Below are 24,729 nucleotides of genomic sequence, written 5' to 3'. Positions count from 1 at the left end.
GCATGACAATGATGAAACCATCCAGATGGTACGAGGGCGTTGCCCATTGTCAGCAAAACGGTATTGGCTATGTGTTAATTACCGTGGTGAGCGTGGCTGGTTCAACGCCCCGTGAAGCTGGCAGTAAAATGGTGGTAACCGGTACAGAAAGCATTGATACCATTGGTGGTGGCCATCTAGAATTTGACGCGATTAAACGTGCCAGAGAAATGCTTGCGAACCAACACTGTGCAAGCAGACGCACGGGCAACGATGCTAATCAACCGTCTCGCACCTATACCCACTCTTACCCATTAAGTAGTGCGTTAGGGCAATGCTGTGGCGGCGCAGTAAAAGTGCTATTTGATGTGTGTAACTTAGACGCACAACATATTGCCATATTTGGGGCTGGACATGTGGCTAAAGCACTGGTGCCCATTTTAGCGCAACTGCCTGTGAGAATTAGCTGGATAGACAATAGAGCATCGTTGTTTCCTGAGCAGGTGAGTGACAATGTGACGGTTGTGGTTGAAGAGCAGCCCGAAACCGAGGTAAATCGCCTTGAAGACAACACATGGCTTGTGGTGCTTACTCACGACCATCAACTAGATTATCGTATTGTGGAGCGTGCACTTAAGTACCCAGCATTGCCCTTTGTGGGCTTAATTGGCTCAGATACCAAAGCAAAACGCTTTACGACAAAGCTTTCTCACCGAGGCTTCGATGAGCAGGCGTTATCTCGTTTAGTCACGCCCATTGGTCATTTATCCATTCCAGGAAAACGGCCAATTGAAGTGGCGGTATCTATTTCCGCCCAGATCATTACCATGCTGAACAGCCCGCCAACGTCTGTAGCGCCTGGGGTAGAGAAGCAGGTTGATGCACTAACCCTACGTGATGAGAGATGCTCAACCTCGATAACATCAGAATGACGAATTCAGGACACTCCACCATGACATTAAACGAACTAAATGCGCTGACGCCCAGCCAGGCCTATCAGTACTTTGAACAGGCTTGCGCGGCAAAAAACTGGGTTTCTCAGATGGTAGAGGCTCGCCCCTACTACAGCCTTGCGCGTATTGAAACCCAAGCCAAGCTAGCTTGGAAAGCCTGCAATAACGACGATATTCTCGAAGCCTTTACGGCGCACCCTATGATTGGCGATGTAGACTCCCTACGTGCGAAGTTTGCGAACACAAAAGCCATTGCCTCAGGAGAGCAGTCAGGCACCGCGCAAGCGTCTGAAGAGACCCTGTTGGCACTGAAAAAAGCGAATGAAGACTACCTTAAAAAGCATGGCTTTATTTTTATCATTTGTGCCACGGGCCTGTCTGCTGACACCATGTTAAACGCGCTTTTAGCACGTTTACCCAATTCAACCGATGAAGAAATAACCATTGCTGCCGGCGAACAGTTAAAAATTACCTTGTTGAGGCTGAATAAAGCACTAACAGAAGAGGAAAAAAGTGAATGAATACACTCTCTAGCCACATATTAGACACCACAAGCGGCAAACCCGTTGAGGGGATCAAACTGACACTATCACGTCCAGACGGCAGTACCCTAACCGGCACTACAGACAGTGATGGCCGCTTTAAGGATTGGGGTACCCCATTTGAAGCAGGTATTTACACCTTGCGTTTTCATTGCCACGAATACCTTATTTCTACCCACGGCAAAAGCTTCTACCCTCATATCGATATTTGTTTCGAACTAGGCGATGAAGGCGGGCACTATCACGTGCCTTTACTTATTTCACCCTTCGGCTTTAGCAGTTACAGAGGCAGCTAAATAACATGCAGCTTATTCGTGCCAACATTGCGCACTTTCCCACAGCCACAAAACAACCCGAACAGGATATTAGCATTATTCTGGATGGCGGCCTTGTGATTGATAACGGCACCATTGTTGCCGTAGCCCCATTTAACGAGGTTAACGCTAGCTTTCCACAAGCAAGCATTGTGGATCATTCTGGCAAATGGCTAGTGCCCGGTTTTATCGATAGCCACCTGCACTACCCACAAACACAAAGCATCGCCAGTTATGGCGAACAATTACTAAGCTGGCTTGAAAACTACACGTTTCCTACAGAGCGATTATTTAGTGAAACGGCTCACGCCAGCGATATTGCCCAGGTGTTTTTACGTCAATTATTGAAAAACGGCACCACCACTGGGTTTGTTTTTTCATCGGTTCACAAAACCTGTTGTGATGCTTTATTTACTGCCGCCAACGAAATCAACATGGCCATTGTGGCGGGTAAAGTGTGCATGGATCGTAACTGCCCTGAAGATTTGCAAGATTGTGCTGACTCGGCGCAACGAGATTCCGCTGACTTGATTGAAAAGTGGCACAATAAGGGACGAAATAGGTATGCCATAACACCGAGGTTTGCGCCCACCAGTACAGAAGCACAGATGGCCAGCTTAGGTGAGTTAGCCTGCCAGTACCCCGATGTATTTATTCAAACCCATTTGTCAGAAAACCTAGACGAAATCGCATGGGTAAAAAGTTTGTATCCTAATGCAAAGAGCTATTTGGATGTGTACGACACTTATAACATGGTGCGCCCCCGCGCTGTGTTTGGTCATGGTATCCATTTGCACGAAGAAGAATGGCAGCGTCTGCACGACACTGGCGCAACCCTTGCTTTTTGCCCTACGTCTAATTTGTTTTTGGGTAGTGGGTTGTTTGATAGGGAAATGGCTAAGCAACAGGATGTTCATGTTGCCCTTGCCACCGATGTGGGTGCAGGCACTAGCTTTAGTATGCTTAAAACCTATGGGGATGCATATAAAGTAAGTCAGTTGCGTCATGCCCCTATAAACCCGTACGACGGCTTCTATTTAATGACGCAAGGGGCTGCGGTAGCACATAAGTGGGAAAATGAAATTGGAAATTTAAACCCGCAAAGCGCCGCAGACTTTGTCATTTTAGACCCCCATTTTGACGAATTAACCTCGTTAAGAATAAAACCTGACGCCCCCTTCGATGACGTGTTTTTCGCACTTAGTATTTTAGGTGATGATCGCGCGGTAAGTGAAACATGGGTAAACGGGCATTGTTGTTATAATAAAAAGGAGTTAACCCATGCCATGGTTTGATTGGTTTAGTTTATTTATTCGCTGGTTTCACGTTATTGCGGGCGTGGCATGGATTGGCGCGTCATTCTATTTCATTTGGCTAGATAACAATTTACGTACTCCGCCAAAATGGAAGCAAGACAAAGGCATAAAAGGTGATTTGTGGGCCATTCATGGCGGCGGTTTCTATGAGGTAGCAAAGTATGCCTATGGCCCAGAAAAAATGCCAGAAACACTTCACTGGTTTAAGTGGGAAGCCTACACCACTTGGCTGTCGGGTTTTGCACTTTTAGTCTTGGTGTATTACTTCGGTGCATCCGCCTACCTAATAGACCCTAGCGTAAACAACCTTAGCCCCACTGAAGCGATTAGTTTAGGCTTAGGATTAATATTTGGCGGCTTGTTTGTGTATGAAATGGCGTGCAGAAGCCCACTAGCAAAATACCCATTACTGTTTGGCTTATGCCTAGTCGCGCTGATATGTGCGGTTACGTTTCTGTCGACACAATGGTTTAGCGGCAGAGGTGCTTATATTCACGTAGGTGCGCTAATCGGGACCATTATGGCCGGCAATGTCTTTTTCAACATTATGCCCAACCAACGCAAGATGGTAGCAGCGGTGGCACAAAAAGGTGACATTGACCCACAATGGGGAGCAGGCGCTAAGTTACGTTCAGTACACAACAACTATTTCACCTTACCTTTGTTGTTCATCATGATTTCAAATCATTATCCGATGACTTACCAACACGAGTATAACTGGTTAGTGCTCATTGCAATCATGGCGAATGCGGCTTGGATTAGACACTTTTTCAATCTGCGTCATGTGGGTAAAACTAAACCTGCCATTTTGGTGTCAGGTGCTATTGGAATGCTGCTTATTGCACTGGCTGTCTCTTGGCCTTCAAGCCAAAGCGTCTCAGTAGAAAAGAGCGAACATGGCGACCAAGCCCTTGCTGTGGTTACCGACAGCCGAATTGAGGAGTTAGTCAACACACACTGTGTTAGCTGCCATGCGAGCACGCCTACCGACGACATTTTCAAAGTGGCGCCACTGGGGGTTGTATTCGACAACTGGCAAGATATTGAACGCCAGTCAGCCCAATTTGTTCGACGCACAACCGTCACTAGAGACATGCCGTTTTTGAATAAAACGCAAATGACCGAAGAAGAACGACAAGAGATTGCGACTTGGTTTGCTCAGCGGCAAGCGGCCCAGGATTAGCCTACCTCTTTATCCACGCCAGCATTCGAATGATGCTGGCGTTTTTGTTCGTACATTGACGCATCTGCCGCATCTATCCATTGTTGGGGGTCGTTAATATCGGGGTTCCACTCACTTATTCCCACGCTAAAAGAAAGCGGAATAGTATTGCCAACCTCGCATTCTACATTGATAGGTGCGGCCAATAAGCGGTTAAAAAACTGTGTCGTGTCATTCCCATTAGTACCGTACAAAAGCAAAACAAACTCATCACCGCCTAGGCGGGCTAATTTGTCGGTTTCCCGTAAGTGCCCCTGCATATATTGCGCGAATGAAGTCAATGCTAAGTCACCGGCTTTGTGCCCGTAGGTATCGTTAATGACTTTAAAGTTGTTTAAGTCGATGAACACCAAGGTAGACACAAGCTCACTGCGCTTCATTTGCACGATAGATTGATCAAGATGCTGGAACATCTCACGCCTATTGGCTAACCCCGTGAGTGAATCTGTTTTCGATAATGCTTCTAACTTTGCTACCGCGTCCACTAAGGCTGCTTCTTGCTCTTTTTGCTGGGTTATATCATCAGCTGTGCCGGCAATCATAGAAAGCTTATCTTCTTCATCATAAAGCGGGATCCCCCTATCATGAATGTACTTAACCTTACCGTCAGGATCGTAAATACGGTACTGTACATCCCAAGGTGCTAGGGGCTTATTTGCAAAAACCTGCGCCACCCGCGTTCTATCCTCTGGGTGCACATAGTTTAAGAACTTTAAGGGGTCGTTCGCTAACACGGATACATCCCGGCCAAATATATTTTGAAAACCCTCATTGGCATAGTGCAGTTTAGTTAAATCTGCCGAAGCAACCCATATATAAGTACGTGAAGAAAATGCCGATACAATTTCACTGAACAGTGCTTCTGCCTGAAACAGCTCCGACTCAACCTTTTTCATGTTGTCGATATCTTCAACAACGGAAATAAAATAATCTGGCTTGCCCTGTTTATCTCTCACTAACGAGACCGTGAGCTTCCCCCACACCTCGTGCCCCTCTTTATGCAGGTATTTTTTTTCTAGGCTGTAGGTATCAATTTCACCACAAAGGGTTTTGTTTAGCAGGTTTAAATCTGTTGCAAGGTGAGAAGGCGCAGTGATTTCCTGAATAGACAGGGTTGAAAAAGCCTCAATGTCATAGCCGAGAAAATCGCTCAGCGTTTTATTTACCCGTATGAATTCCCCAGAAGGACTTACATGAGCCAAACCCACCGCACAATGGTGAAAAGTTGTTTCAAACATTCCCTAATACTCCGTCACCATGGCATTCCATTACGCTGGTGTGCAATTGCTTAACTTAAATTGTTGCTATGCTGCTTCGTTGAAGTGTAGCTTAAAAAAATAAAAACACCTTTATTTTTTACTACTTTTGTCTAATAAAAATTAAAGAACAAAATAGACGTGTAGGAGAAGATAATTAACGGCTGAAGCGGCCCCCCGTATGACTAGAGCTGCGAGAGGCAATAACCCTAAACAATGCAAATTTAGATGAAGTTCACCGCAATGCGCCACGTTTATTTGAAATGAACTAAAAACGCGCATCAAGGGTGCGACACTTTTTGTCGCACCCTATCTCTATGATATCGTGAAGTTACTCACGTAAAAGTCGGTTCACCACAATGAGTGCATTTCAACGCAAGTTAGACATTCTCCAATTCGTGCCGTTTGCGCCTAGAAAGGTATCGAGTCGGCAAATATTCGAGAACCTTCAAAACTGTGGGCATCATAATATCGACATGCGCACGGTTCAACGAGACCTAGTGAGCTTAGAAAACATTGGGCTTTTTGGTTTAGACGTTGACAAACGCTCCAAACCTTACGGCTGGTTTATCAACGCTAATTTTAAAAAGCTCAATGTAAGCTTAATGGATGGCAATACCGCGTTAGCCTTTAAAGTGCTAGAGCAGTCAGGCGCAACGCTTCCTAATTCTACGTTAAAAGAAATGCAGCCCTATTTTGCAAAAGCGTCTCAGGTACTTGAGCAAGACAGCGAATCTTTGCTAACGCACTGGTTAAGATCGGTGGCCGACTCCCAAATTTCTCAACCACTTATACCGCCAGAAATAGATGCCACCTCCTTTGAACGGTTGAAAAGCGCCATCTTCTTTAAGAAGCAAATTTCTGCTGATATTAAACGTATATTTAGCGGTAGCACTGACATGGTTTGGAAGCACTACGACAGGGTTAACCCCATGGGGTTGGTTAAGCAAGATGGCCGACAACTATTTGTATGCACCTTCGGCGCGCTGCACAAAAGGCGCTACGCTTTACCGCTACAATTCATTAGAAACGTTACCGTAACTGATGAAGACTGCCAACAAGCCTTTGGCGAGTTGGAAAATATTCAGACATTAACAGCCAAAAATAAAGAAAACATACAGCTAGAGCTACGCGTGAATAACAACGCCCTATTTTTACTTCACGGCTATAGGCTAAGCGATGATCAGGTTATTACTCCGTCAAACCAGGCTGATAAATCGCGGTTAACCGCTACAGTTGAAGATACCAATAAACTGCGCGCATTTTTAAGAGGCTTAGGTGACAACATTGAAGTTATTGCGCCGCAAAAGTTACGGCAATACTTCAAAGCGCTGTCGAGCACACTGCATATGACTTATTTGGGAGACATTGATAGCAGTAGTTAAACGGCTATCAACGATAAAGCGGCCTAATGCTCGGGCGCAATCAGCGTCATAGCAGCTCTTTTCCTCGAAGCCTTAAGTACGTTGGAATTTCAAGGTAGCCAGATGCGTGCTTCATCGGTATCACATTTTTCTCTTGGTCAAATTGCTGTTTCTCCACAGGCACCCCTGTTGCGATAATTAACACTTCACCAAAATGCGGTAGCTCGGGGGATAAAGTCACGCCAGTAATAATGAGAGTTTGGGGCCCATCTACGAGTAATTGAAGCGTGGCTAGCATTTCTTCATACATAGCCAAACTAGGCTCTTCTCTGCAGGTTAGCTGTGCGATAACCCCCTGCGCCCCCATTATGTTTTGCTTATCAACCAGCGGGTTTTCTAACGCATGCTTAAGTGCACTACTCAATGAACTGTCGTCCTCTGCTATGCCAACACCTAAGGCAGTGTCACCCTCTAAGGAGAGAATGTGACTGAAGTCATTGATATCGACGTTGATGTACCCAGTGTTTGTTAACATCACGATGATGGCTTCCACTATGCTATGGATTTGGGCATCGCAATGGCGAAAAGCAGAAAGCAGGCCTACAGTTTCATCCAAGGCCGATATCAATGAATCGTTAGACATCACAAGCGTTGCGTTTGCTTTGCTACGTATTTCCGCTAGCGCGTGCTCAGCAATATCCACTCTCAGCCCTCCTTCAGTTTTAAAGGGGAGAGTGACAAAACACATGACATCAATTTCATTCTCTTTGGCTAAGTCAATAAGAACTGGAGAAGCACCACTTCCCGTTCCTCCGCCTAACCCTGCGACAATGATAATAAGGTCTGCTCCCTCAATAAGCACTTGTAGCGCGGCCTCACTTTGACTCGCAGCGCGCCTTGCCACCTCAGGATCAGCGCCCGCGCCAAACCCCTTAGTGGTGCCCTCACCAATCAACACCACTTCATGATTATGACATCGATGTAAAGCGGCGATATCTGTATTAATTGAACTGAATCTGATACGTTCGTGAGAGCACAGACTGGCCATATTTGTTACCGCGTTGCCACCGCAGCCACCTACACCGATGACGTGAATATTGATTTGACTGGTTTGAACGTTTTCCATGCTTTTACTCGTAATGGCTCACCTTTAATAAGCATGAAGCATGGATACGACAAAATGTGACGCACGCGGTGTATTAGAAGAAAATTAACGACGCTAACTGAACAAACGCAATAAAGCTCGCCACGAACAATAGGTAATTGCGCCGCCGAGATATGATGAAAACTGAGTATAGAAGAAGTGGTGCGTCTACCCTGATTCGAACAGGGGACCTCTACCATGTCAAGGTAGCGCTCTAACCAACTGAGCTATAGACGCAAATTGAAATGCTAACAACCATGAGGGTGTAGAGTTGTAGCAACGGCGCGTATAATACTGATGCAGCGCGCTGGCTGCAAGAAAAAATTCACGCCGTGGCATTCAAGTGCCTAATAAGCAACCAAATAGACGAATTAGCCCCCACGCTGGGCAAACGTGAATGGCTGTATTTTATCCACAATACTGCCATCTCCCGCTATTTTCATAAAATACTCGCCTAATCTGTCTGTTTCACTCAGCACGGTTTGCCAATATGCGATTCGGGCTGGGGCGTCTAGTACTTCAAAATCTTTTCTATCGGGAATTTTGCCAAAAGGTAGGCTGGCGATAAATGCTTGTGAGGGCACCATCATTACTACGTTGTCGTAACTGCTCTTATGAGGAACGCGACGTTTTAAGCCCTTATCGAACCATCCCGGTATTGGCTTGTTGTAAAAATGGGGATACAGCACTAATCCATCTTCAGGGCCAAGGGATATATCGAAATGGTAGTCGATAATGCCCCCGTCTCTATACATGCCAGGGGGGGCGCCTTCTATGTCTGTCACACCTTCAATGACCACTGGTATTGAACCTGAGGCCAATAAAGCCGCATGTATATTACCCTCGGTTAACAGATGATACTGCGTGGGTAGATGATAGGGATCGCTTATGCTTAGGTTACTACCTGGCGATGAAAATACATAGCGGGTATACAACTTTGCCAAATGCTTACGGCCTATGGTGTTTGTTGCCGCGCTCATAGCAAGGCCGCGTAATTGTTGAAATTTACCTTCAAAGCGAGTGGCACCTAGGCATTTTGCTACAATTAAATGCGCTTTGAATCTGTCATTTTCCAGCGCACTTTTCTTGCCTTCATCGTCAATCATATAAGTGAGAAGATCTAAGGCTTTGGCGGTGATTTCTCGTGGAGTAGGCTTGTTGCTTGAGTAGGTGGTGGTGGAATAGGCACTGGCTAAGCGATTAATAGCCGCAAGGGGATCCTGCTGTACGGCACACATGGCTCTAAATGCGCCAGCAGAAGAGCCTATGACTTGTACTTGGTGGTGAATGCCAGCAAACCATTCTGGAAATAGTACTCGGTCTAACCCAGCCAATGAAAACCATTTTGGCCCACCAGAGGCACCAAGAAAATACTGAAACAGTTGTGGCGAAAACCCCTCTTTTTGGATTCTAGCGCGCGCCGCTTCACCTGCGTAAATATCTAAAGGAACCAACGAATTACCCTAATTTGTTCACCGTGGTGCACAATTTACCAGTAATTTATAGAAAAGTAATAACTTCACACCAATTTAACAGAAATCATCGTGCTTATGGTTTAACCAAGCCATTTCTTTCTATGCTTTCTGCTGCGCTTATTCCTCCGGCTTGAAGCAACCTAGCTCAACACGGTGTAAACCCTGTCCAACTGCAACGTAAAGTTTCTAGAACACCGTAATCTAAAGCAATACCTATCATATGCACGTTAACAATTGATTTACCTTTTCACCTTCTCTACTCTTTTGCCTATTAACCACATCATAACCAGACTTACCGCCTCCCTTCTTTACATCAAGCTACGTTCGAACAAACCATGAAGGCGGTAAAGGTGTTTAAGGAGCCGTCTGTGGCAAAACTACAATACCTAACAGGTTTTAATAATGAACATGAAACAGAGGCCTTAGCAGGTGCGTTACCTATGGGGCAGTTTAGCCCGCAAAAGGTGAAGTATAACTTGTATGCGGAACAACTCAGTACTACAGCGTTTACGGCTTCAAGGGCAAGCAATAGGCGTAGTTGGACATACAGACTGCGCCCTTCTGTTGCCATGTCAGACTTTGCGCCTATGGCTTTAGGTAACATCGTCACAGCCCCTCATACAACACCTTGTCCACCCAATGCAATGCGCTGGAGCCCCTTCCCTTTTACAGATGAACCCACTGATTTTGTAAACGGGTTAACTACCCTGGCGGCGAACGGCAGTGCGCATACTCACATCGGCATGGCGATACACCTCTACAGTGCAAATGCCAATATGGAGAAGAAAGCCTTTTATAACGCTGATGGGGAGTTATTAATTATCCCTCAACACGGGGAGATGTTGATTAAAACGGAGTTTGGCAGGCTTAGCCTTGAGCCGGAGGAAATTGCCGTTATTCCACGAGGTGTAAAATTCTCAATAGACGTTATCTCTAAACATTGCCGCGGCTATGTGTGTGAAAACTACGGGCAACCTTTCACGCTGCCAGAACGCGGGCCTGTGGGGGCAAATGGCTACGCTAATCAGCGTGATTTTCACTATCCTGTGGCCTGGTTTGAAGATAACGACAATCCACATACGTTAGTCACTAAATTTGACGGTCAGCTGTATCAAGCCACTTTGCTTCATTCTCCTTTTGATGTGGTGGCTTGGGTGGGTAATTCTGCGCCTTATAAGTACAACCTGAACGCGTTTAACGTGATTAATTCAGTGAGTTTTGATCATCCCGACCCCTCTATTTTTACCGTATTAACCTCGCCGTCTGCCCATGAGGGCACAGCAAACGTGGATTTTGTTATTTTTCCTGAAAGGTGGATGGTTGCAGAGCACACCTTTCGGCCACCGTATTATCACAGAAATATCATGAGTGAGTTTATGGGCTTAATTAAAGGCGCCTATGATGCGAAAGAAAAAGGGTTTGAACCTGGAGGTGCTAGCCTTCACAACTGTATGACGCCCCATGGCCCTGAGGCCGCCGTGTTTAATAAAGCAACCCAAGAAACGCTGACCCCTCAAAGATACAAAGATACCCTGGCGTTTATGTTGGAATCGAGTTTAGTGATTAAGCCCACGCCTTTTGCATTGAACACCCCCTGCCGACAAACCGACTACATAAACTGTTGGAAGGGATTGAAAAAGCAATTTACCGGGCAACCTGAGTAACGCGTACATGCACTGTACGCTTTACTGCACACTTGCGTGTTTTGAAATGCAGAAATAGCAGTTAAATTTCAATAGTTTAAACAATCACTCTGGAAGTTTAATACGGATTTTTCTGAACTGAAAACTATTCGTTACACTTGGTACCGTACTCTCACTATTCCTATTGCTCTTCCACCATTGCTGAATAAACCCGCTCGCGTTTACAATATTTTTACAAATTAAGCATAAACCCTAAATGAAAGCTTATTAGGGTAAGCACATAAAAATGTGAGGGATGTAATGGCTGACTTATTCGAAAACCCTATTGGGCTTGATGGCTTTGAATTTTTAGAGTTTACCGCCCCTGAAAAAGGGATACTTGAGCCTATTTTCGAGGCCATGGGCTTTACCCGCGTAGCGCGGCATAAATCAAAAGATGTAGAACTCTGGCGCCAAGGAGACATCAACTTACTGAGCAATTACGAAAAGCACTGCCACGCGGGTTATTACGCGGAAGAACATGGCCCATCTGCATGCGGTATGGCGTTTAGAGTGAAAGACGCACAACATGCTTACAGTGAGGTGCTCAGCCGGGGTGGCCAGCCTATGGATACTTATACCGGCCCCATGGAACTCAAACTGCCAGCGATTAAGGGCATAGGTGGCGCCATGCTCTACCTCATTGATAGGTACGAAGGCGAGAACACCATTTATGATATTGATTTTCATTGGATTGAAGGGGTAGACCGTTACCCAACAGGGTGTGGCTTTCATACCTTAGATCACCTTACTCATAACGTTTACCGGGGCAGAATGCAGTATTGGGCTAACTTTTATACTGCTTTATTTAATTTCCGCGAAATTCGTTACTTTGATATTAAAGGTGAGTATACCGGCCTACTATCCAAAGCCATGACGGCGCCAGATGGTAAAATTCGCATTCCTCTTAACGAGGAAGCCGTGGGTGGGGGCGGCCAAATAGAAGAATTTCTAATGCAATATAATGGAGAAGGTATTCAACATATTGCCTTCGCTTGTGACGATTTGCCTGCGTGCTTAGATAAACTGAAAGCCAAAGGCATGAAGTTTATGACACCGCCTCCAGATACCTACTACCAAATGTTAGAAGAACGCCTGCCCGGCCATGGTGAGCCCGTTGACGAATTACAGGCTAGAGGCATTCTATTAGACGGCACGACGGAAAATGGCGAACCTAGGCTGCTTCTACAAATCTTTTCAGAAACCGTGTTTGGCCCCGTATTTTTTGAGTTTATTCAGCGGAAACAAGATAATGGTTTTGGTGAAGGGAATTTTAAAGCCTTGTTTGAGTCCATCGAACGCGACCAACTAAGCCGAGGTGTGTTAAAAGATAAAGCCAGTTAACCCAGCCTTACCTTTTTTTCGTGCAGACCCAATTGGCCGTACTGATATTCACGGCGAATTGGGTTGCCGCGCTTAGCTGTTTTTTTCAAACAAACCACAGCTTATCCCCGCGGGATCCGTCACAATACAAAACCTATCTTCGCCAAACTGTCTAATTTTCCCTACCAGGGTGCCGCCTAAACGTTGACTTTTTTGCAATGCCGTATCTAAATGGCTCACGGTAAAATAGGGGATCCATCCATTGGGCATGTTTTCATTACAGCCTTTTTTATGACAGATACCCCCCGCTGGGGTACCGTCTGCTTTCATCATCACGTAATCGTTGTAATCGCCCATGTCGATGGCTTCTTTTTTCCATCCCATCACTTCAACATAGTAATCAGCTAACGTATCTGCCTTTTCAGTGGTGAGGTCGCACCATAAACTATCGCTCATTGTCGTCACCTTATTTTTATCTTTGTGTCTTTCGATTTGCTTATTAACAATCGGTTTTACAATTATAAACCCTACCCCTTTTAGGCCTATTTCGTCGACAAAAAATACGCACTGTCAAGAAAAGAAATTCAAAAATAGAAGAACATTTTCATAAAATTGTATAGACAGCGGTTGTGGAAAATGCTTGCAATACAGTGAATGTTATCCACTGACTATTGTTTGTACAGTTTATTTATTTGTTTATTTTCATGCACTTATAATTAAGCCCCAAACTACTCAACAAACTTATCCACAGATTAAGTGGATAACACTTGGCAGTTAGTCACAGATGGTGGTTTAATGTGGATACTTTACTTCGTTAACATTTCCTTGGTTTTTCATGCCCAAACAAACCCTAGAGGTGCTCCCTCAATCTTTTACCATTCACAGTTTAGATGGCGACAGTGATATACCTGCTGAGGTGCTCAAAAGCCCATTATTTTTTCTCGGCAAAACCCAAGATGAACTGTCGATTGTGGTGCCTGATTCGGTCTCCATAGACTCCCTTGAAAGCGACGAAAATTGGAAAGCACTTGAACTTATTGGCCCACTTCATCTTTCAATGGTGGGCATTATGGCGCAAATAGGCGCGGTATTAGCAAAAGCCAAAGTGTCTATTTTCGTGGTTTCTACTTTTGAAACCGACTTTTTTCTTGTGAAAGAAAATAAACTCAACGATGCGCAAAAAGCCTTGGTGAATGCGGGATATTCAGTAAGAGGAATGGTGTCTTGATCACAGATAAATTGCTTGTAGAGGCGCCAGACTCTTTTCAACGCGCCATTCCCATTGCGGCCCCCGTGTCTGGGAAATGTGCGAGCTTGTCCACACTCTCTGATCCCCTCTTTGCAAAGGGCGCGTGGGGCCCTGGCTTCGCCATACAAACTTCCGAAAGCAAAGCCCGCGCCCCATTCGAAGGAACTATTCTTGCTGTGGATCCCCTCAATTACGCCATTACCCTGAAGTCGACGTTTGGATTAAAATGCATCGTTAAGTTTGGCGAGCAAACGAATGGGTTAATGGGTGAGAAATTTCAGTGTGAGGTTAAACAAGGCGATAAAATAAAAAAGGGTAGCCTGCTATTTTCTGTAAATTCTGCATGGTTGAAGCAACAAGGCGTGGCAAATATTTGTATAATGTCCGTATTAAATGCGCAGGCCTTGAAGGGGCTGCTGCCTACACAACAAAAATACGTTGACGGCATGCAAGACAGTCTCTTCACGCTTTTTTTATAAATGCACCTATTAACGTAGGTAAAATAGGTAGGTCGCCAAGACATAAATCACATTTTACACCTTCAGGATAGACATATTATGAGCACGACGCTTTACGGTATAGCCAATTGCGATACCATAAAAAAAGCAAAGAAATGGTTAACTGAACACAACATTGATTTTGTGTTTCACGACTATAGAAAAGATGGCATTTCAGCGGCGTTCCTCACCACTGCTGAAAGCGCATTGGGTTGGGAAGTGATGCTAAATAAACGCGGCACCACCTACCGCCAACTTGATGATGCTGATAAAGCCAATTTAGATAAAGAAAAAGCGCTTTCGCTTCTAGAAACCCACCCTGCCATGGTTAAACGCCCTATTTTGCTTCACAATGGCACCTTTCACATTGGTTTTAAACCTGCGCAGTATGAGGACATATTTTGATTAACGATACCGTTATCGATATTGCAAAGAATTTAATGAATCGCCGCTCGGTCACACCCGAAGATGAAGGTTGCCAAGAAGCGATGAAAGCGTTTCTTTCTACACTAGGTTTTAATAATGAAACCATGGTGTTTGAAGATACCACTAATTTGTGGTCTCGCCGGGGTAATGAAGGCCCAGTGTTTTGCTTTGCAGGGCATACTGACGTTGTTCCTAGCGGCCCAGAAGATGCCTGGAAAACGCCGCCATTTACCGCAACTGAAGTAGGCGAATTCTTGCATGGGCGCGGCGCAGCCGATATGAAAGGAAGCCTCGCGGCAATGCTTGTGGCAACAAGAGAGTTTGTGCGGGATTATCCTGCCCATAAGGGCAGTATTGCGTATCTGATTACCAGCGACGAAGAAGGCCCATTTATTAATGGCACCACCCGCGTTATTGATACGCTAGAAGCCCGCAATGAGAAAATTACATGGTGTATTGTTGGTGAACCCTCTTCCACCACAGAAGTGGGTGACATTGTTAAAAATGGACGACGAGGCTCGTTAACCGGTGATTTAACCGTGAAAGGTATTCAAGGGCATGTGGCCTACCCTCACTTGGCCAGCAACCCTATTCACCTTGCCACCCCTGCACTGACTGAACTTGCTCAGTCTCACTGGGACGATGGCAATGCGTTTTTCCCGCCCACCAGCTTTCAAATTTCGAATATTCACGGTGGTACAGGGGCAGGAAACGTCATTCCTGGTGAACTTCAGGTATGTTTTAACTTCCGTTTTTCTACCGAAGTTACCGATAAACAGTTAATTGAGCGTGTTACCCATATCTTAGATAAGCATGAACTCGATTACGACATTAAATGGACATTCAACGGACAGCCGTTTTTGACCGATACTGGCGCATTGCTAGATGCTACCCAAGAAGCCATTTTAGCGGTTAAAGGAGAGCCCACTGTATTGTCTACGGCAGGTGGTACGTCTGACGGACGCTTTATAGCACCTACAGGTGCGCAAGTGATTGAGCTTGGCCCGGTAAATGCGACTATCCACAAAATTGATGAATGCGTAAAAATGTCGGATTTAGAGCAACTTGCTGATATTTATTACGGCATTCTTGTGCGATTACTCGCCTAGTCTCAGCCCCAATATCATGTTAACCCACCTTTCATACTCTTCATCTCGTTGGTTAGGCATATCGCCTCACCAACTGATGGACGCCGGCAACGGCCATTTACTTCTCCCCGCTGTATTAGACGCATTTAGCGCCATGCAGCAGGATGCCAAGCAAGAAGGTATAGACTTACAATTGGTGAGTAGCTACCGCAGTTTTGAACGACAGTGCGTCATTTGGAATAGAAAGTGGCGAGGAGAAGCGAAGCTTCTTGATATCAATGGCGTACCGTTAAACCCTGACCGTTTAAGCAACGTAGAAAAACTGCATGCTATTTTAATGTGGTCAGCGTTACCGGGCGGCAGTCGCCACCATTGGGGGTCTGATATTGACGTTTATGATAAAGCCGCGGTATCCCAATGGGATGGCGACTTTCAATTGGTTGAAACGGAATACGCCGCTGATGGCCCTTGCTATCCGTTGGCGCAGTGGTTAAATGAAAACATGGCGCACTATGGTTTCACTTTACCTTTTGCGCGCTATTGCGGTGGCGTGGCTCGCGAACCCTGGCATTTATCCCATGCCGACAGCGCAAATTTGTTTGAAAAACAAAGAAACCTAGCAAGCCTAGTCACGGCCATTGAAAATAGCGATCTTGAGGGCAAAAGCACCGTGCTTGACCACATCCACATGATTTACCGTCGCTACATTCTAAATTTGGGAGAGTAATACGCACATGGATACCACTTGGGTCGTTGTTATCATTGTATTGGTATTAGGCGTGGTGATTGGCAATATCACCCTACTAAAATACAGCGCGAAGTTTAAATTCCCGCAAGAAGTGAAAGATCAAACCCAGAAACACAAAGACAACAATAAAAACGGAAACGGGCAAGCAAAAAAAGGGTTCGATGACGAAGAAGACGAGTGGTAAGTCAAGCGAGGGAAATCCGCCATTTCCCTCGCCTTTCTGCGGCATTTAGCCGCAGATAGTGTATTGTAGGGGTTACAATGGTGAGGTCTTCACCGCGGTACCACTGATGCTGACCATCAACATGCTGCCTTTATCGCCAATAACCTGGTAGTCTAAGTCAATTCCCACCACGGCGTTTGCCCCCATGCTTCTTGCCTCGTGCTCAATTTCATTGAACGCCAGCTTTCTAGCACGCGTAAGCTCTTCTTCATAAGAACCCGAACGGCCGCCCACGATATCGCGGATAGACGCAAACAAATCTTTGAAGATATTGGCGCCCATGACAGCCTCGCCAACTACAATGCCGCAATACTCATCTATTTTCTGACCTTGCAATGAAGGCGTAGTAGAAATAATCATAAACAAACTCCTTTGTTAAACGCCACTACTTTTTCAGACTATGTAAAAAAGTAGAGTAAATTAACGTTAGGCTAGCAAGCTCAATAAAAAAGTGCGAGAGATTCTCTGTAAGTAGATATTAATACACTAGCCTTTTCGATGTGGTAAGGGCATGCTGGTTGATTGCCCCAAACGGGCTTAGGCCAAGCCACATCATGGGTAAACCTTGCTACATGGTGAATATGCAGTTGCTTCACCATATTGCCAAGGGCTGCCACGTTAAGTTTATCGCACTGTGTTTTTTGTTTTAGTACATGGCTTACAAATCCAGACTCTTTTAAAAACTGCTGTTGCTGGGCTTCATCTAAATCAATAATCTCTGCCACATCGGCTACCCGAGGCACTAAGATTAACCACGGGAACTGGTTGTCGTTCATCAACAAGACGCGGCACAAAGGTAAGTCACTTATAAAAAAGGTATCTTTATCTAACCGCTCATCTAACTTAAACATCTAGCGTCTCCAGCTTGGTGGGGACCACGGTAAGCATAGCCCGTTGACCAATCGCCACGTCAGCATTAGGAAAAACAATCGCTTCACCGTCTTGCTGTGCGACATAGGTTTTACCTGACTCAGAAGCAAGCACAGTGCCCTTTGTAAAATCGGTAAAATTGGGCGTGTCGTCGTCAAAGTGCAAGGTAAAGTCATCTGCGTTTTTGATCACCACTTGATTCACCCGAAAAATATCCAATTCATCCATAGACACTTGCGGTGAAAAATCTTCACGACTAATCAGTGACGTTATCGCCTCTTTCGCTTGCGCAAACCGTGACATATCGTTTTCACCAAACGGGCGCACTTTACCTAGCTCCACGGTGAATGCATGAGCACCGTGCTGGCGTGACGAAAAATAGCTAAAGGTAGTCGTTGGGTTTTCTGAAAGTAGAATTGTTTTTACCCCGCAGGCCGCCAGAAAAGCGAGCTGCCCTTTGCTGTAGCGCCTCTCGTGCAAATAAGGGTAAACCGCAAATTTCTCGTTTTTAGAGCTTCGTATTGCGGTGTGTAAATCGTAGTGGAATTTCTGTTCGTCGGCTTGTGCATGAGCGAAAAACTGGTTTATTGCCTCTTCCAATGCTTTTGCGCGCTGTCTTTCTATATTATTACAGCCGTCGCCTTCCGAGTGAGCACCACTAAACAGGCGGTTCATGTTTTCTTCAACAAACCGCTTGGCAATATCCATTGCAGGTAAATTACCAAACAAAAACAAAACGCGATGGGTCACTTCAAGCCGCCCTGTAAGAATTGACTTAACCCAGTCATCGCACATTTCTATTGGTGCCGTTTCGTTGCCATGAACACCGCAAGATAAAACAATATGCTTAGTGCTTATGTTGTCTAAAGAAAGGGGCGTGAATTCAATAATCCCTGGCGCAGAGATAGCAACTTTCGTGTGATTATCGAGTTCAAATTGAATAGGGGTTTGAAAGCGCTGAGGCTCGGTTCGAGAGAGTGAAAGAAACTCACCGTGTTGTATAAGTTGTTGCATCAATTAAGCCATACGTGTTGCGAATGGCGATAGTCTAGCGACTTGCGGGGACTATTGCACGTTTGACGGTTTTAATCACAACCCATTTTTAGTTTTTCAATACAATATACTGTTAGGCTTGGCGAGGTGACGTGCCAACAATAATATCTCGCTGCGCTAATTGAATGAAACTTCCTAAAGGAACGGCCTTAGAAAACAAGTAACCTTGCCCTTGGCGCACGCCAACTTCACGCAAAATATGCAATTGCTTTATGGTTTCTACGCCTTCGGCGATAACGGCACAGCCTTTCGCCTTCCCAATGATATTTGCCGCTTCGATAATGGCACGGTTGACTGGATGATCAGTTAGCTCCATCACAAAGGTTTTGTCAATTTTAAGGGCGGTGAGATCTAAGTCTCGTATGTAAGCTAAATTGGAATACCCTTTTCCAAAATCGTCCACCGAGATCGCGATCCCCATAGCCCTTAGCTCATCTAGTTGCTTTTTCACCATCAAGGAATTTGACAAGGCGACGTCTTCTGTTAATTCAAGCTCGACGCGATCCAGCGGCATACTGTATGTTTCGCTAAGCAGCTTTAACGAAGGCAATAAGTGATTGTCGTATAATTGGGTTGGCGAGATATTGACAGAGAGTGTAATAGGCAGGCCGTGCTTTTCCAATTCAACCAAGCTTCTAAACGCTTGCTCTAGTGTCCAATACCCCAATTCATTCATCATGTTATACGATTCGGCTGCTTCAATGAGCGGCCCGGGGAACAACACGCCGTCGAGCGGATGATTCCAACGCAATAAACATTCTGCACCAATAACGTTCAAGGTATTTAGATCGACCTTTGGTTGGTAGTACAGCTCTAGCTCGTTTTGTGATAATGCCCGTTTGAGGTCGGCTTTTAGCGCTAAACTACGACCGGTTTCGGTCTTATCATGCATGCTTAAAGCGTAGTAATTTTCGTACTTATTTTCTTTTGCTTGTTTTAAGGCCGCTTCAGCACGAGAAACAAATGCTGTAATTTCAAACTCGTCACACCGGCCCTGCACCACGCCGACATTAAAGTCTGCAATAAAGGCATGCTCGTCGTGATACATAGGTGTTTTGAAATGCTCCACTAGTCGCTCAAACATATCGCGAAGAAACGTTGCATTTGAGGTATTAAGGAACACTACGCCAAAAACATCGCCACTTATTCTTCCAATACGCACTTCCTTGTTGAAAAGTACGTGAAGCCTGTTTGCAATCTCTAGCAAGAACCTATCACCCACGGTGATACCCAGACTCGTTGTGACATCGGAAAATCGCACGACATCGATAAGCATAAGTGACAAAGAATGACACTGATGTGCAGAGGCGTCGATGGTGTTGATAAAGGCGTAACGATTGGGAATGGTTGCCAAAGTCGAATGCATTCGGCTCATAATTATATCCTTGCACAAAACGGCGGCTAGGTGTCGAGCTAGTGTAGAAAACTCTGTCTTGCCTGACTACTCACCGGGCGCATAAAAGAGTATATTTTTTAATACCTACTTATAAATTTTTGAAGTTTTACTTAACTAAACGCATCATTTACTTTCTGTTAAGGCCAAATGTGGGCACCTCATTGGCTAACCCAAGGTGCGTCAACCCTTAGCCCACAAAAGAAAAAGGCTCAGAAAGCGTAACACTTCTGAGCCTTTAGATACCTAAATGTGCGATTAGTTCTCAATCTTACACGGCGAAAGCTTCCAAATTCTATCGACGTAATCTTTTATGGAGCGATCTGACGTAAATTTACCCATCTTCGCCGTATTAATAATTGCCATTTCAGCCCAGCGTTCTTTGTCTCTGTAGGCTTCATCTACGGCAATTTGTGCATCAGAATAGCTTCTGTAATCCGCCAAAACCATGTAAGGGTCGCCATGATCCAATAGGCTTTGTTTGATAGAGACCAGCGCGCCTGGCTTACCCGGCGTGAAGTAATCCGTTTCTAACCAATCCAATACCGCTTTAATTTCAGGATCTTTATAGTAGTAATCAAGAGGGTTATAGCCCTTGGCTTTAAGCTCATTCACTTCTTCAACGGTAAGGCCAAAGATGAAGATATTATCGTCGCCTACTTCCTCGGCGATTTCCACATTTGCACCATCTAGCGTACCGATAGTCACGGCCCCATTAAGCGCCAACTTCATGTTACCTGTACCTGATGCCTCTTTACCCGCGGTACTAATTTGCTCAGACACATCTGACGCAGGAATCATTTTCTCTGCCAAAGACACACGGTAATTCGGTAAGAAAACCACCTTAATTTTGTTATTCACACGAGGGTCGTTGTTAATTTTATCTGCTACCTTGTTGATGGCATAGATAATGTCTTTCGCTAACTTATAACCCGGCGCCGCTTTTGCACCGAAAATAAATACTCTTGGGTGCATATCGTAGTCTGGGTTCTCAAGAATACGACGGTACAAAGCCATGATATGAAGTAGGTTCAAGTGCTGACGCTTGTATTCATGCAGACGTTTAATTTGCACATCAAAAATGGCATTAACGTCCACTTCTAAATCCAACGATTGACGGATTTCTTCAGCCAGCAATTCTTTGTTTTCTAACTTTACTTTCATGAATTGCTTTTGGAAGGTTTTGTTAGACGCAAATTTGGCTAACCCTTCTAACTTGTACAAATCTTTAGGCCAGTCTACGCCAATCTTCTTATCAATCAGTTTAGAAAGTGACGGGTTACACGCCTTCAGCCATCGTCTTGGCGTGATGCCGTTGGTCACGTTAGTGAGTTTGCCCGGGTATAATTCGTCAAACTCAGGAAACAGAGAAGATTTCACTAATCGAGAGTGCATTTCGGCCACACCATTCACGGCGAAAGAACCGATAACAGACAAATGGCCCATGCGCACCATCTTTTCATGGCCTTCCTCGATTATAGACAGTTTGGCTTTCATGGCGTTGTCGCCAGGCCACTTTTTGTCAACCTCAGCCATAAATCTGTGGTTAATTTCATAGATAATTTCTAAATGACGAGGCAGAATTTTTTCAATCATGCGAGCAGGCCATTTTTCCAACGCTTCTGGCAATAGCGTATGGTTCGTGTAAGCAAACACTTGTGTACAAATGCCCCAGGCTTGATCCCAATCTAACTCAGCTCTATCTACTAAAATTCGCATAAGCTCTGGGATGGCAATGGCTGGGTGAGTATCGTTAAGTTGAATCACCACCTGGTCAGCAAAACGGCTCCAATCATCACCATGAGCACGCTTGTAACGACGAATAATGTCTTTCAGTGAGCACGAGCAAAAGAAGTATTGTTGTATAAGTCGTAATTCTTTACCCGCTTCGGTTTCATCATTGGGGTAAAGCACTTTCGAGATGGTTTCAGCCTGCACATTTTCTCGTTGTGCATCCACGTATCCCCCCGCGTTAAAGACATCCCAGTTGAAATAATCAGAGGCTTCTGACTGCCATAAACGCAGTACATTCACAGTTTTGCCTTCATATCCCACCACTGGGATATCCCAAGGCACCCCTTTTACGATAGAACCAGGATGCCATTCTTTAAGCACTCTGCCATTTTCGCCATATTTGGTTTCAACATAACCAAATAGAGAGACTTCTTGAATAGACTCTGGTCGGCAAATTTCCCAAGGGTTACCATAATCGCGCCAACTGTCTGGACGCTCTATCTGCGCGCCGCTTTTAATTTCTTGTCGGAATAAACCATGCTCGTAGTGAATACCGTATCCAATTGCCGGTAACTCCATAGTGGCCAAAGAATCAATAAAACACGCGGCAAGACGACCAAGGCCGCCGTTGCCTAATGCCATATCAGGCTCTTGCTCCATGATGTCAGTCAGCTCAACACCAAGTTCTTTTAGTGCCCCACTGGCCACCTCAAAAAGACCAAAGTTTTGCAGGTTGTTTGACAGCAAACGCCCCATAAGAAATTCTGCAGAAAAGTAGTGCACAGCGCGGGTGTCGTTAAGATAGTGGGTTTTCTGTGTTTTACGTAATCCCTCTAACACATGCTCTTGCATTGCGGCACAGGTGGCCTTCCACCAAGCGTGATTGTTCGCTTTGTTTTCATCCGTACCCAAGGTACAGTGAAGGTGCTTGACTACAGCGGCTTTGAAGTCAGATTTGTCAATTTTTGCGGGAGATTGGGTGTTGTTCGCTTTAGCGTTCATTGTGCGGTCTCACTCTATCAGAGAAGGTTTTCCATCACGCCAACATGTAATTAAATTACATAAATAGCACGTCACATGAGAGCAATATAGCAGCACTTAAACGATATTGTTGTGATAATTTGGTTAAAAAACGAAAAAATCGACTGAATTCGTATGCATTCAGTCGATTTTTAACATATTTATTACAAGCCATCGATTATCTAGGTTATTTTTTAACCTTATTTGATGATTTTACCTACTAGTGCCTCGGCTTCAGCAATCAATTCTTGTAAGTGACTTTCACCTTTGAAGCTTTCAGCATAAATTTTATAGATTTGCTCGGTACCAGAAGGACGCGCAGCAAACCAGCCATTTTCCGTAGAGACCTTCACGCCACCAATTGCTGCGTTGTTGCCTGGAGCATGGGTTTGCACAGCAAGAATGGGTTCACCGGCAAGGGTATCGCTGGTTATCACAGAGGCGTCCATGGCGGATAGTTTTTGTTTCTGTTCCAATGTTGCAGCAACATCTACGCGGCTATATACGGGAGCAGAAAATTGTTCCGTTAATCCTTTATAGTGTTCACCCGGATCTTTTCCTGTCACTGCCGTGATTTCCGCCGCAAGTAAACAAAGAATAAACCCGTCTTTATCTGTTGCCCAAGTTTCGCCGTCGCGCTGTAGAAAAATCCCCCCAGCACTTTCTTCTCCGGCAAAGCCAATTTTGCTTTGCGACAAACCTTCAACAAACCATTTGAAGCCTACCGGCATTTCAGCAAGTGGCTTATCTAGACTTTTTGCAACCCTGTCTATCATGCTGCTAGACACCAGTGTTTTACCAATATTTAGGCTCTGTGGCCACTGAGGACGGTGGGTATAAAGGTATTGAATTGCCACCGCAAGGTAATGATTGGGGTTCATTAAACCTGCGCTTGGACACACAATGCCGTGGCGATCAAAGTCAGGATCATTGCCCCAAGCTAAATCAAAATCATCTTTTAATTCAATTAATCCAGCCATGGCATACGCGCTTGAGCAATCCATACGTAATTTACCGTCTTTATCTCTGCGCATAAAACCGAATTGGGGATCGACCGCTTGATTAACAACGGTAATGTTCAGGCCATACTTTTCTGCAATCTTAGACCAGTAACCTACTCCCGCACCACCTAGGGGATCGGTGCCAAGTTTAAGGTTGGCATCGGCAATGGCTTGCATATCTATCACGCTGGCCAAATCGTCGATGTAGGGTTCCATAAAATCTTCTTCGCGCACCAAGCCTCGTGCTTTGGCTTGGCGAATATCTACCCGTTTTACTGCCACATTTCCATCAGCAATAAGCGCATTTGCGCGATCTTGAATTTGTTTGGTGACGTCGCTGTCGGCTGGGCCGCCATGGGGAGGGTTATACTTAAAGCCGCCATCTTCTGGAGGATTGTGTGACGGTGTAATCACAACACCATCGGCTTTATCACTGCTATTGCGGTTGTGTCGAATAATGGTACGAGAAATAACCGGTGTAGGCGTATACCCCATACTTTCGTTGTCACTGCGCTGAATAACAACATCAACCCCGTTAGCACCTAGCACTTCTATTGCCGTTATCATGGCCGGTTCCGACAAGGCGTGGGTATCTTTACCTACGTAAAGTGGGCCCGTAATACCTTCTTGCTCTCTGTACTCAACCAAAGCTTGGCAAATTGCCGCAATGTGGGTATCAGTGAAGGTAAAATTAGCCGCGCTGCCTCGGTGCCCTGACGTACCAAAACTTACCGCTTCACCGGGTGCAGAAGCGTCTGGCTTATAGCTGTAATATTGACTTACCAATGCGGCAACATTGATAAGTTGTTCGGGAGCGGCAGCTTTACCTGCTTGCGGATGTAATGCCATGAAATCGT

At 45.2% G+C, this 24,729-nt stretch carries 24 protein-coding genes and 1 tRNA gene; 14 read left to right on the top strand and 11 right to left on the bottom strand.

Annotation, left to right across the window (positions count from 1 at the left end; genetic code table 11):
- Nucleotides 1–11 precede the first annotated feature (11 nt).
- From xdhC to EP13_RS07650, 5 genes are read left to right on the top strand one after another with little or no spacing between them, the layout of a single operon-like run.
- The gene (gene xdhC, locus EP13_RS07670) at nucleotides 12–911 is read left to right on the top strand and encodes a xanthine dehydrogenase accessory protein XdhC (RefSeq protein WP_044058824.1); all 900 of its coding nucleotides are present in this window, start codon (nucleotides 12–14) and stop codon (nucleotides 909–911) included.
- A gap of 20 nt (nucleotides 912–931) precedes the next feature.
- Nucleotides 932–1,453, top strand: a complete 522-nt coding sequence (gene uraD, locus EP13_RS07665) for a 2-oxo-4-hydroxy-4-carboxy-5-ureidoimidazoline decarboxylase (protein ID WP_044056783.1) — start codon at nucleotides 932–934, stop codon at nucleotides 1,451–1,453.
- Nucleotides 1,450–1,770 carry a hydroxyisourate hydrolase gene (uraH, locus tag EP13_RS07660; RefSeq protein WP_044056782.1) on the top strand — a complete coding sequence of 107 codons (321 nt, stop codon included), beginning with the start codon at nucleotides 1,450–1,452 and terminating at the stop codon, nucleotides 1,768–1,770. Before uraD ends, uraH begins: the two co-directional genes overlap by 4 nt.
- A gap of 5 nt (nucleotides 1,771–1,775) precedes the next feature.
- On the top strand, nucleotides 1,776–3,083 hold the full coding sequence (gene guaD / locus EP13_RS07655) for a guanine deaminase (protein WP_044056781.1): 1,308 nt from the start codon (nucleotides 1,776–1,778) through the stop codon (nucleotides 3,081–3,083).
- Entirely contained in the window at nucleotides 3,070–4,287 is a 1,218-nt protein-coding gene (locus tag EP13_RS07650; protein WP_044056780.1) for a urate hydroxylase PuuD, read from the top strand. Before guaD ends, EP13_RS07650 begins: the two co-directional genes overlap by 14 nt.
- Here the strand turns inward: EP13_RS07650 and EP13_RS07645 are convergent.
- The gene (locus EP13_RS07645; protein WP_044056779.1) at nucleotides 4,284–5,564 is read right to left on the bottom strand and encodes a diguanylate cyclase; all 1,281 of its coding nucleotides are present in this window, start codon (nucleotides 5,562–5,564) and stop codon (nucleotides 4,284–4,286) included. The genes EP13_RS07650 and EP13_RS07645 overlap by 4 nt on opposite strands.
- A 377-nt stretch (nucleotides 5,565–5,941) precedes the next feature.
- Between EP13_RS07645 and EP13_RS07640 the strand changes: the two genes are divergently transcribed.
- Nucleotides 5,942–6,967 (top strand): helix-turn-helix transcriptional regulator, encoded by a 1,026-nt coding sequence (locus EP13_RS07640; protein ID WP_044056778.1) that lies wholly within the window; start codon nucleotides 5,942–5,944, stop codon nucleotides 6,965–6,967.
- Between the two features lie 46 nt (nucleotides 6,968–7,013).
- Here EP13_RS07640 and EP13_RS07635 read toward each other — a convergent pair whose 3' ends face one another.
- The 3 genes from EP13_RS07635 to EP13_RS07625 form a co-directional block, all read right to left on the bottom strand.
- Nucleotides 7,014–8,072: a cell division protein FtsZ gene (locus tag EP13_RS07635; RefSeq protein WP_044056777.1), complete on the bottom strand. Its 1,059-nt coding sequence runs from the start codon at nucleotides 8,070–8,072 to the stop codon at nucleotides 7,014–7,016.
- 178 nt (nucleotides 8,073–8,250) lie between these two features.
- A tRNA-Val gene (locus EP13_RS07630) sits at nucleotides 8,251–8,327 on the bottom strand.
- 134 nt (nucleotides 8,328–8,461) lie between these two features.
- Nucleotides 8,462–9,544, bottom strand: a complete 1,083-nt coding sequence (locus EP13_RS07625) for a patatin-like phospholipase domain-containing protein (protein ID WP_044056776.1) — start codon at nucleotides 9,542–9,544, stop codon at nucleotides 8,462–8,464.
- Nucleotides 9,545–9,933: 389 nt separating this feature from the next.
- On the opposite strand from EP13_RS07625, the gene hmgA reads away from it, so the two are divergent.
- Nucleotides 9,934–11,229 carry a homogentisate 1,2-dioxygenase gene (gene hmgA, locus EP13_RS07620; protein ID WP_044056775.1) on the top strand — a complete coding sequence of 432 codons (1,296 nt, stop codon included), beginning with the start codon at nucleotides 9,934–9,936 and terminating at the stop codon, nucleotides 11,227–11,229.
- Nucleotides 11,230–11,508: 279 nt separating this feature from the next.
- Nucleotides 11,509–12,591 (top strand): 4-hydroxyphenylpyruvate dioxygenase, encoded by a 1,083-nt coding sequence (gene hppD / locus EP13_RS07615; protein ID WP_044056774.1) that lies wholly within the window; start codon nucleotides 11,509–11,511, stop codon nucleotides 12,589–12,591.
- 72 nt (nucleotides 12,592–12,663) lie between these two features.
- Here the strand turns inward: hppD and EP13_RS07610 are convergent, their stop codons facing one another.
- Complete coding sequence (locus tag EP13_RS07610) at nucleotides 12,664–13,026, bottom strand: VOC family protein (RefSeq protein ID WP_044056773.1); 363 nt, start codon at nucleotides 13,024–13,026, stop codon at nucleotides 12,664–12,666.
- 379 nt (nucleotides 13,027–13,405) lie between these two features.
- On the opposite strand from EP13_RS07610, the gene EP13_RS07605 reads away from it, so the two are divergent.
- The 6 genes from EP13_RS07605 to EP13_RS19335 all read left to right on the top strand — a co-directional run bounded on the left by EP13_RS07605 (nucleotide 13,406) and on the right by EP13_RS19335 (nucleotide 16,762).
- A complete protein-coding gene (locus EP13_RS07605; protein WP_044056772.1) occupies nucleotides 13,406–13,798 on the top strand; it encodes an ACT domain-containing protein in 393 nt (130 codons plus the stop codon).
- Nucleotides 13,795–14,298 (top strand): PTS sugar transporter subunit IIA, encoded by a 504-nt coding sequence (locus EP13_RS07600; RefSeq protein WP_044056771.1) that lies wholly within the window; start codon nucleotides 13,795–13,797, stop codon nucleotides 14,296–14,298. The genes EP13_RS07605 and EP13_RS07600 overlap by 4 nt, the downstream gene beginning before the upstream one ends.
- A gap of 78 nt (nucleotides 14,299–14,376) precedes the next feature.
- Nucleotides 14,377–14,721: an ArsC family reductase gene (locus tag EP13_RS07595; RefSeq protein ID WP_044056770.1), complete on the top strand. Its 345-nt coding sequence runs from the start codon at nucleotides 14,377–14,379 to the stop codon at nucleotides 14,719–14,721.
- On the top strand, nucleotides 14,718–15,851 hold the full coding sequence (dapE, locus tag EP13_RS07590) for a succinyl-diaminopimelate desuccinylase (protein ID WP_044056769.1): 1,134 nt from the start codon (nucleotides 14,718–14,720) through the stop codon (nucleotides 15,849–15,851). Before EP13_RS07595 ends, dapE begins: the two co-directional genes overlap by 4 nt.
- Nucleotides 15,852–15,867: 16 nt before the next feature.
- Nucleotides 15,868–16,557 carry a M15 family metallopeptidase gene (locus EP13_RS07585; protein WP_052364319.1) on the top strand — a complete coding sequence of 230 codons (690 nt, stop codon included), beginning with the start codon at nucleotides 15,868–15,870 and terminating at the stop codon, nucleotides 16,555–16,557.
- 7 nt (nucleotides 16,558–16,564) lie between these two features.
- Nucleotides 16,565–16,762, top strand: a complete 198-nt coding sequence (locus EP13_RS19335) for a DUF2897 family protein (protein WP_044056768.1) — start codon at nucleotides 16,565–16,567, stop codon at nucleotides 16,760–16,762.
- Between the two features lie 72 nt (nucleotides 16,763–16,834).
- Here the strand turns inward: EP13_RS19335 and EP13_RS07575 are convergent, their stop codons facing one another.
- The 6 genes from EP13_RS07575 to pgm all read right to left on the bottom strand — a co-directional run bounded on the left by EP13_RS07575 (nucleotide 16,835) and on the right by pgm (nucleotide 24,721).
- On the bottom strand, nucleotides 16,835–17,161 hold the full coding sequence (locus EP13_RS07575; protein WP_044056767.1) for a heavy metal-binding domain-containing protein: 327 nt from the start codon (nucleotides 17,159–17,161) through the stop codon (nucleotides 16,835–16,837).
- An 80-nt stretch (nucleotides 17,162–17,241) separates the two neighbouring features.
- Entirely contained in the window at nucleotides 17,242–17,652 is a 411-nt protein-coding gene (locus EP13_RS07570; protein WP_044056766.1) for an HIT domain-containing protein, read from the bottom strand.
- Nucleotides 17,645–18,685: a succinylglutamate desuccinylase gene (gene astE / locus EP13_RS07565; protein WP_044056765.1), complete on the bottom strand. Its 1,041-nt coding sequence runs from the start codon at nucleotides 18,683–18,685 to the stop codon at nucleotides 17,645–17,647. The genes EP13_RS07570 and astE overlap by 8 nt, the downstream gene beginning before the upstream one ends.
- 112 nt (nucleotides 18,686–18,797) lie before the next feature.
- On the bottom strand, nucleotides 18,798–20,099 hold the full coding sequence (locus EP13_RS07560; protein ID WP_044056764.1) for a putative bifunctional diguanylate cyclase/phosphodiesterase: 1,302 nt from the start codon (nucleotides 20,097–20,099) through the stop codon (nucleotides 18,798–18,800).
- A gap of 276 nt (nucleotides 20,100–20,375) precedes the next feature.
- Nucleotides 20,376–22,853 (bottom strand): glycogen/starch/alpha-glucan phosphorylase, encoded by a 2,478-nt coding sequence (locus tag EP13_RS07555; protein ID WP_044056763.1) that lies wholly within the window; start codon nucleotides 22,851–22,853, stop codon nucleotides 20,376–20,378.
- A gap of 218 nt (nucleotides 22,854–23,071) precedes the next feature.
- The gene (gene pgm / locus EP13_RS07550) at nucleotides 23,072–24,721 is read right to left on the bottom strand and encodes a phosphoglucomutase (alpha-D-glucose-1,6-bisphosphate-dependent) (RefSeq protein ID WP_044056762.1); all 1,650 of its coding nucleotides are present in this window, start codon (nucleotides 24,719–24,721) and stop codon (nucleotides 23,072–23,074) included.
- Nucleotides 24,722–24,729 lie beyond the last annotated feature (8 nt).

The sequence above is a fragment of the Alteromonas australica genome, assembly GCF_000730385.1.
Classification (GTDB): Bacteria; Pseudomonadota; Gammaproteobacteria; order Enterobacterales; family Alteromonadaceae; genus Alteromonas; species Alteromonas australica.
The sequence above is the reverse complement of the archived record's forward strand: the minus strand, read 5'-3'. Positions and strand labels throughout refer to the sequence as shown.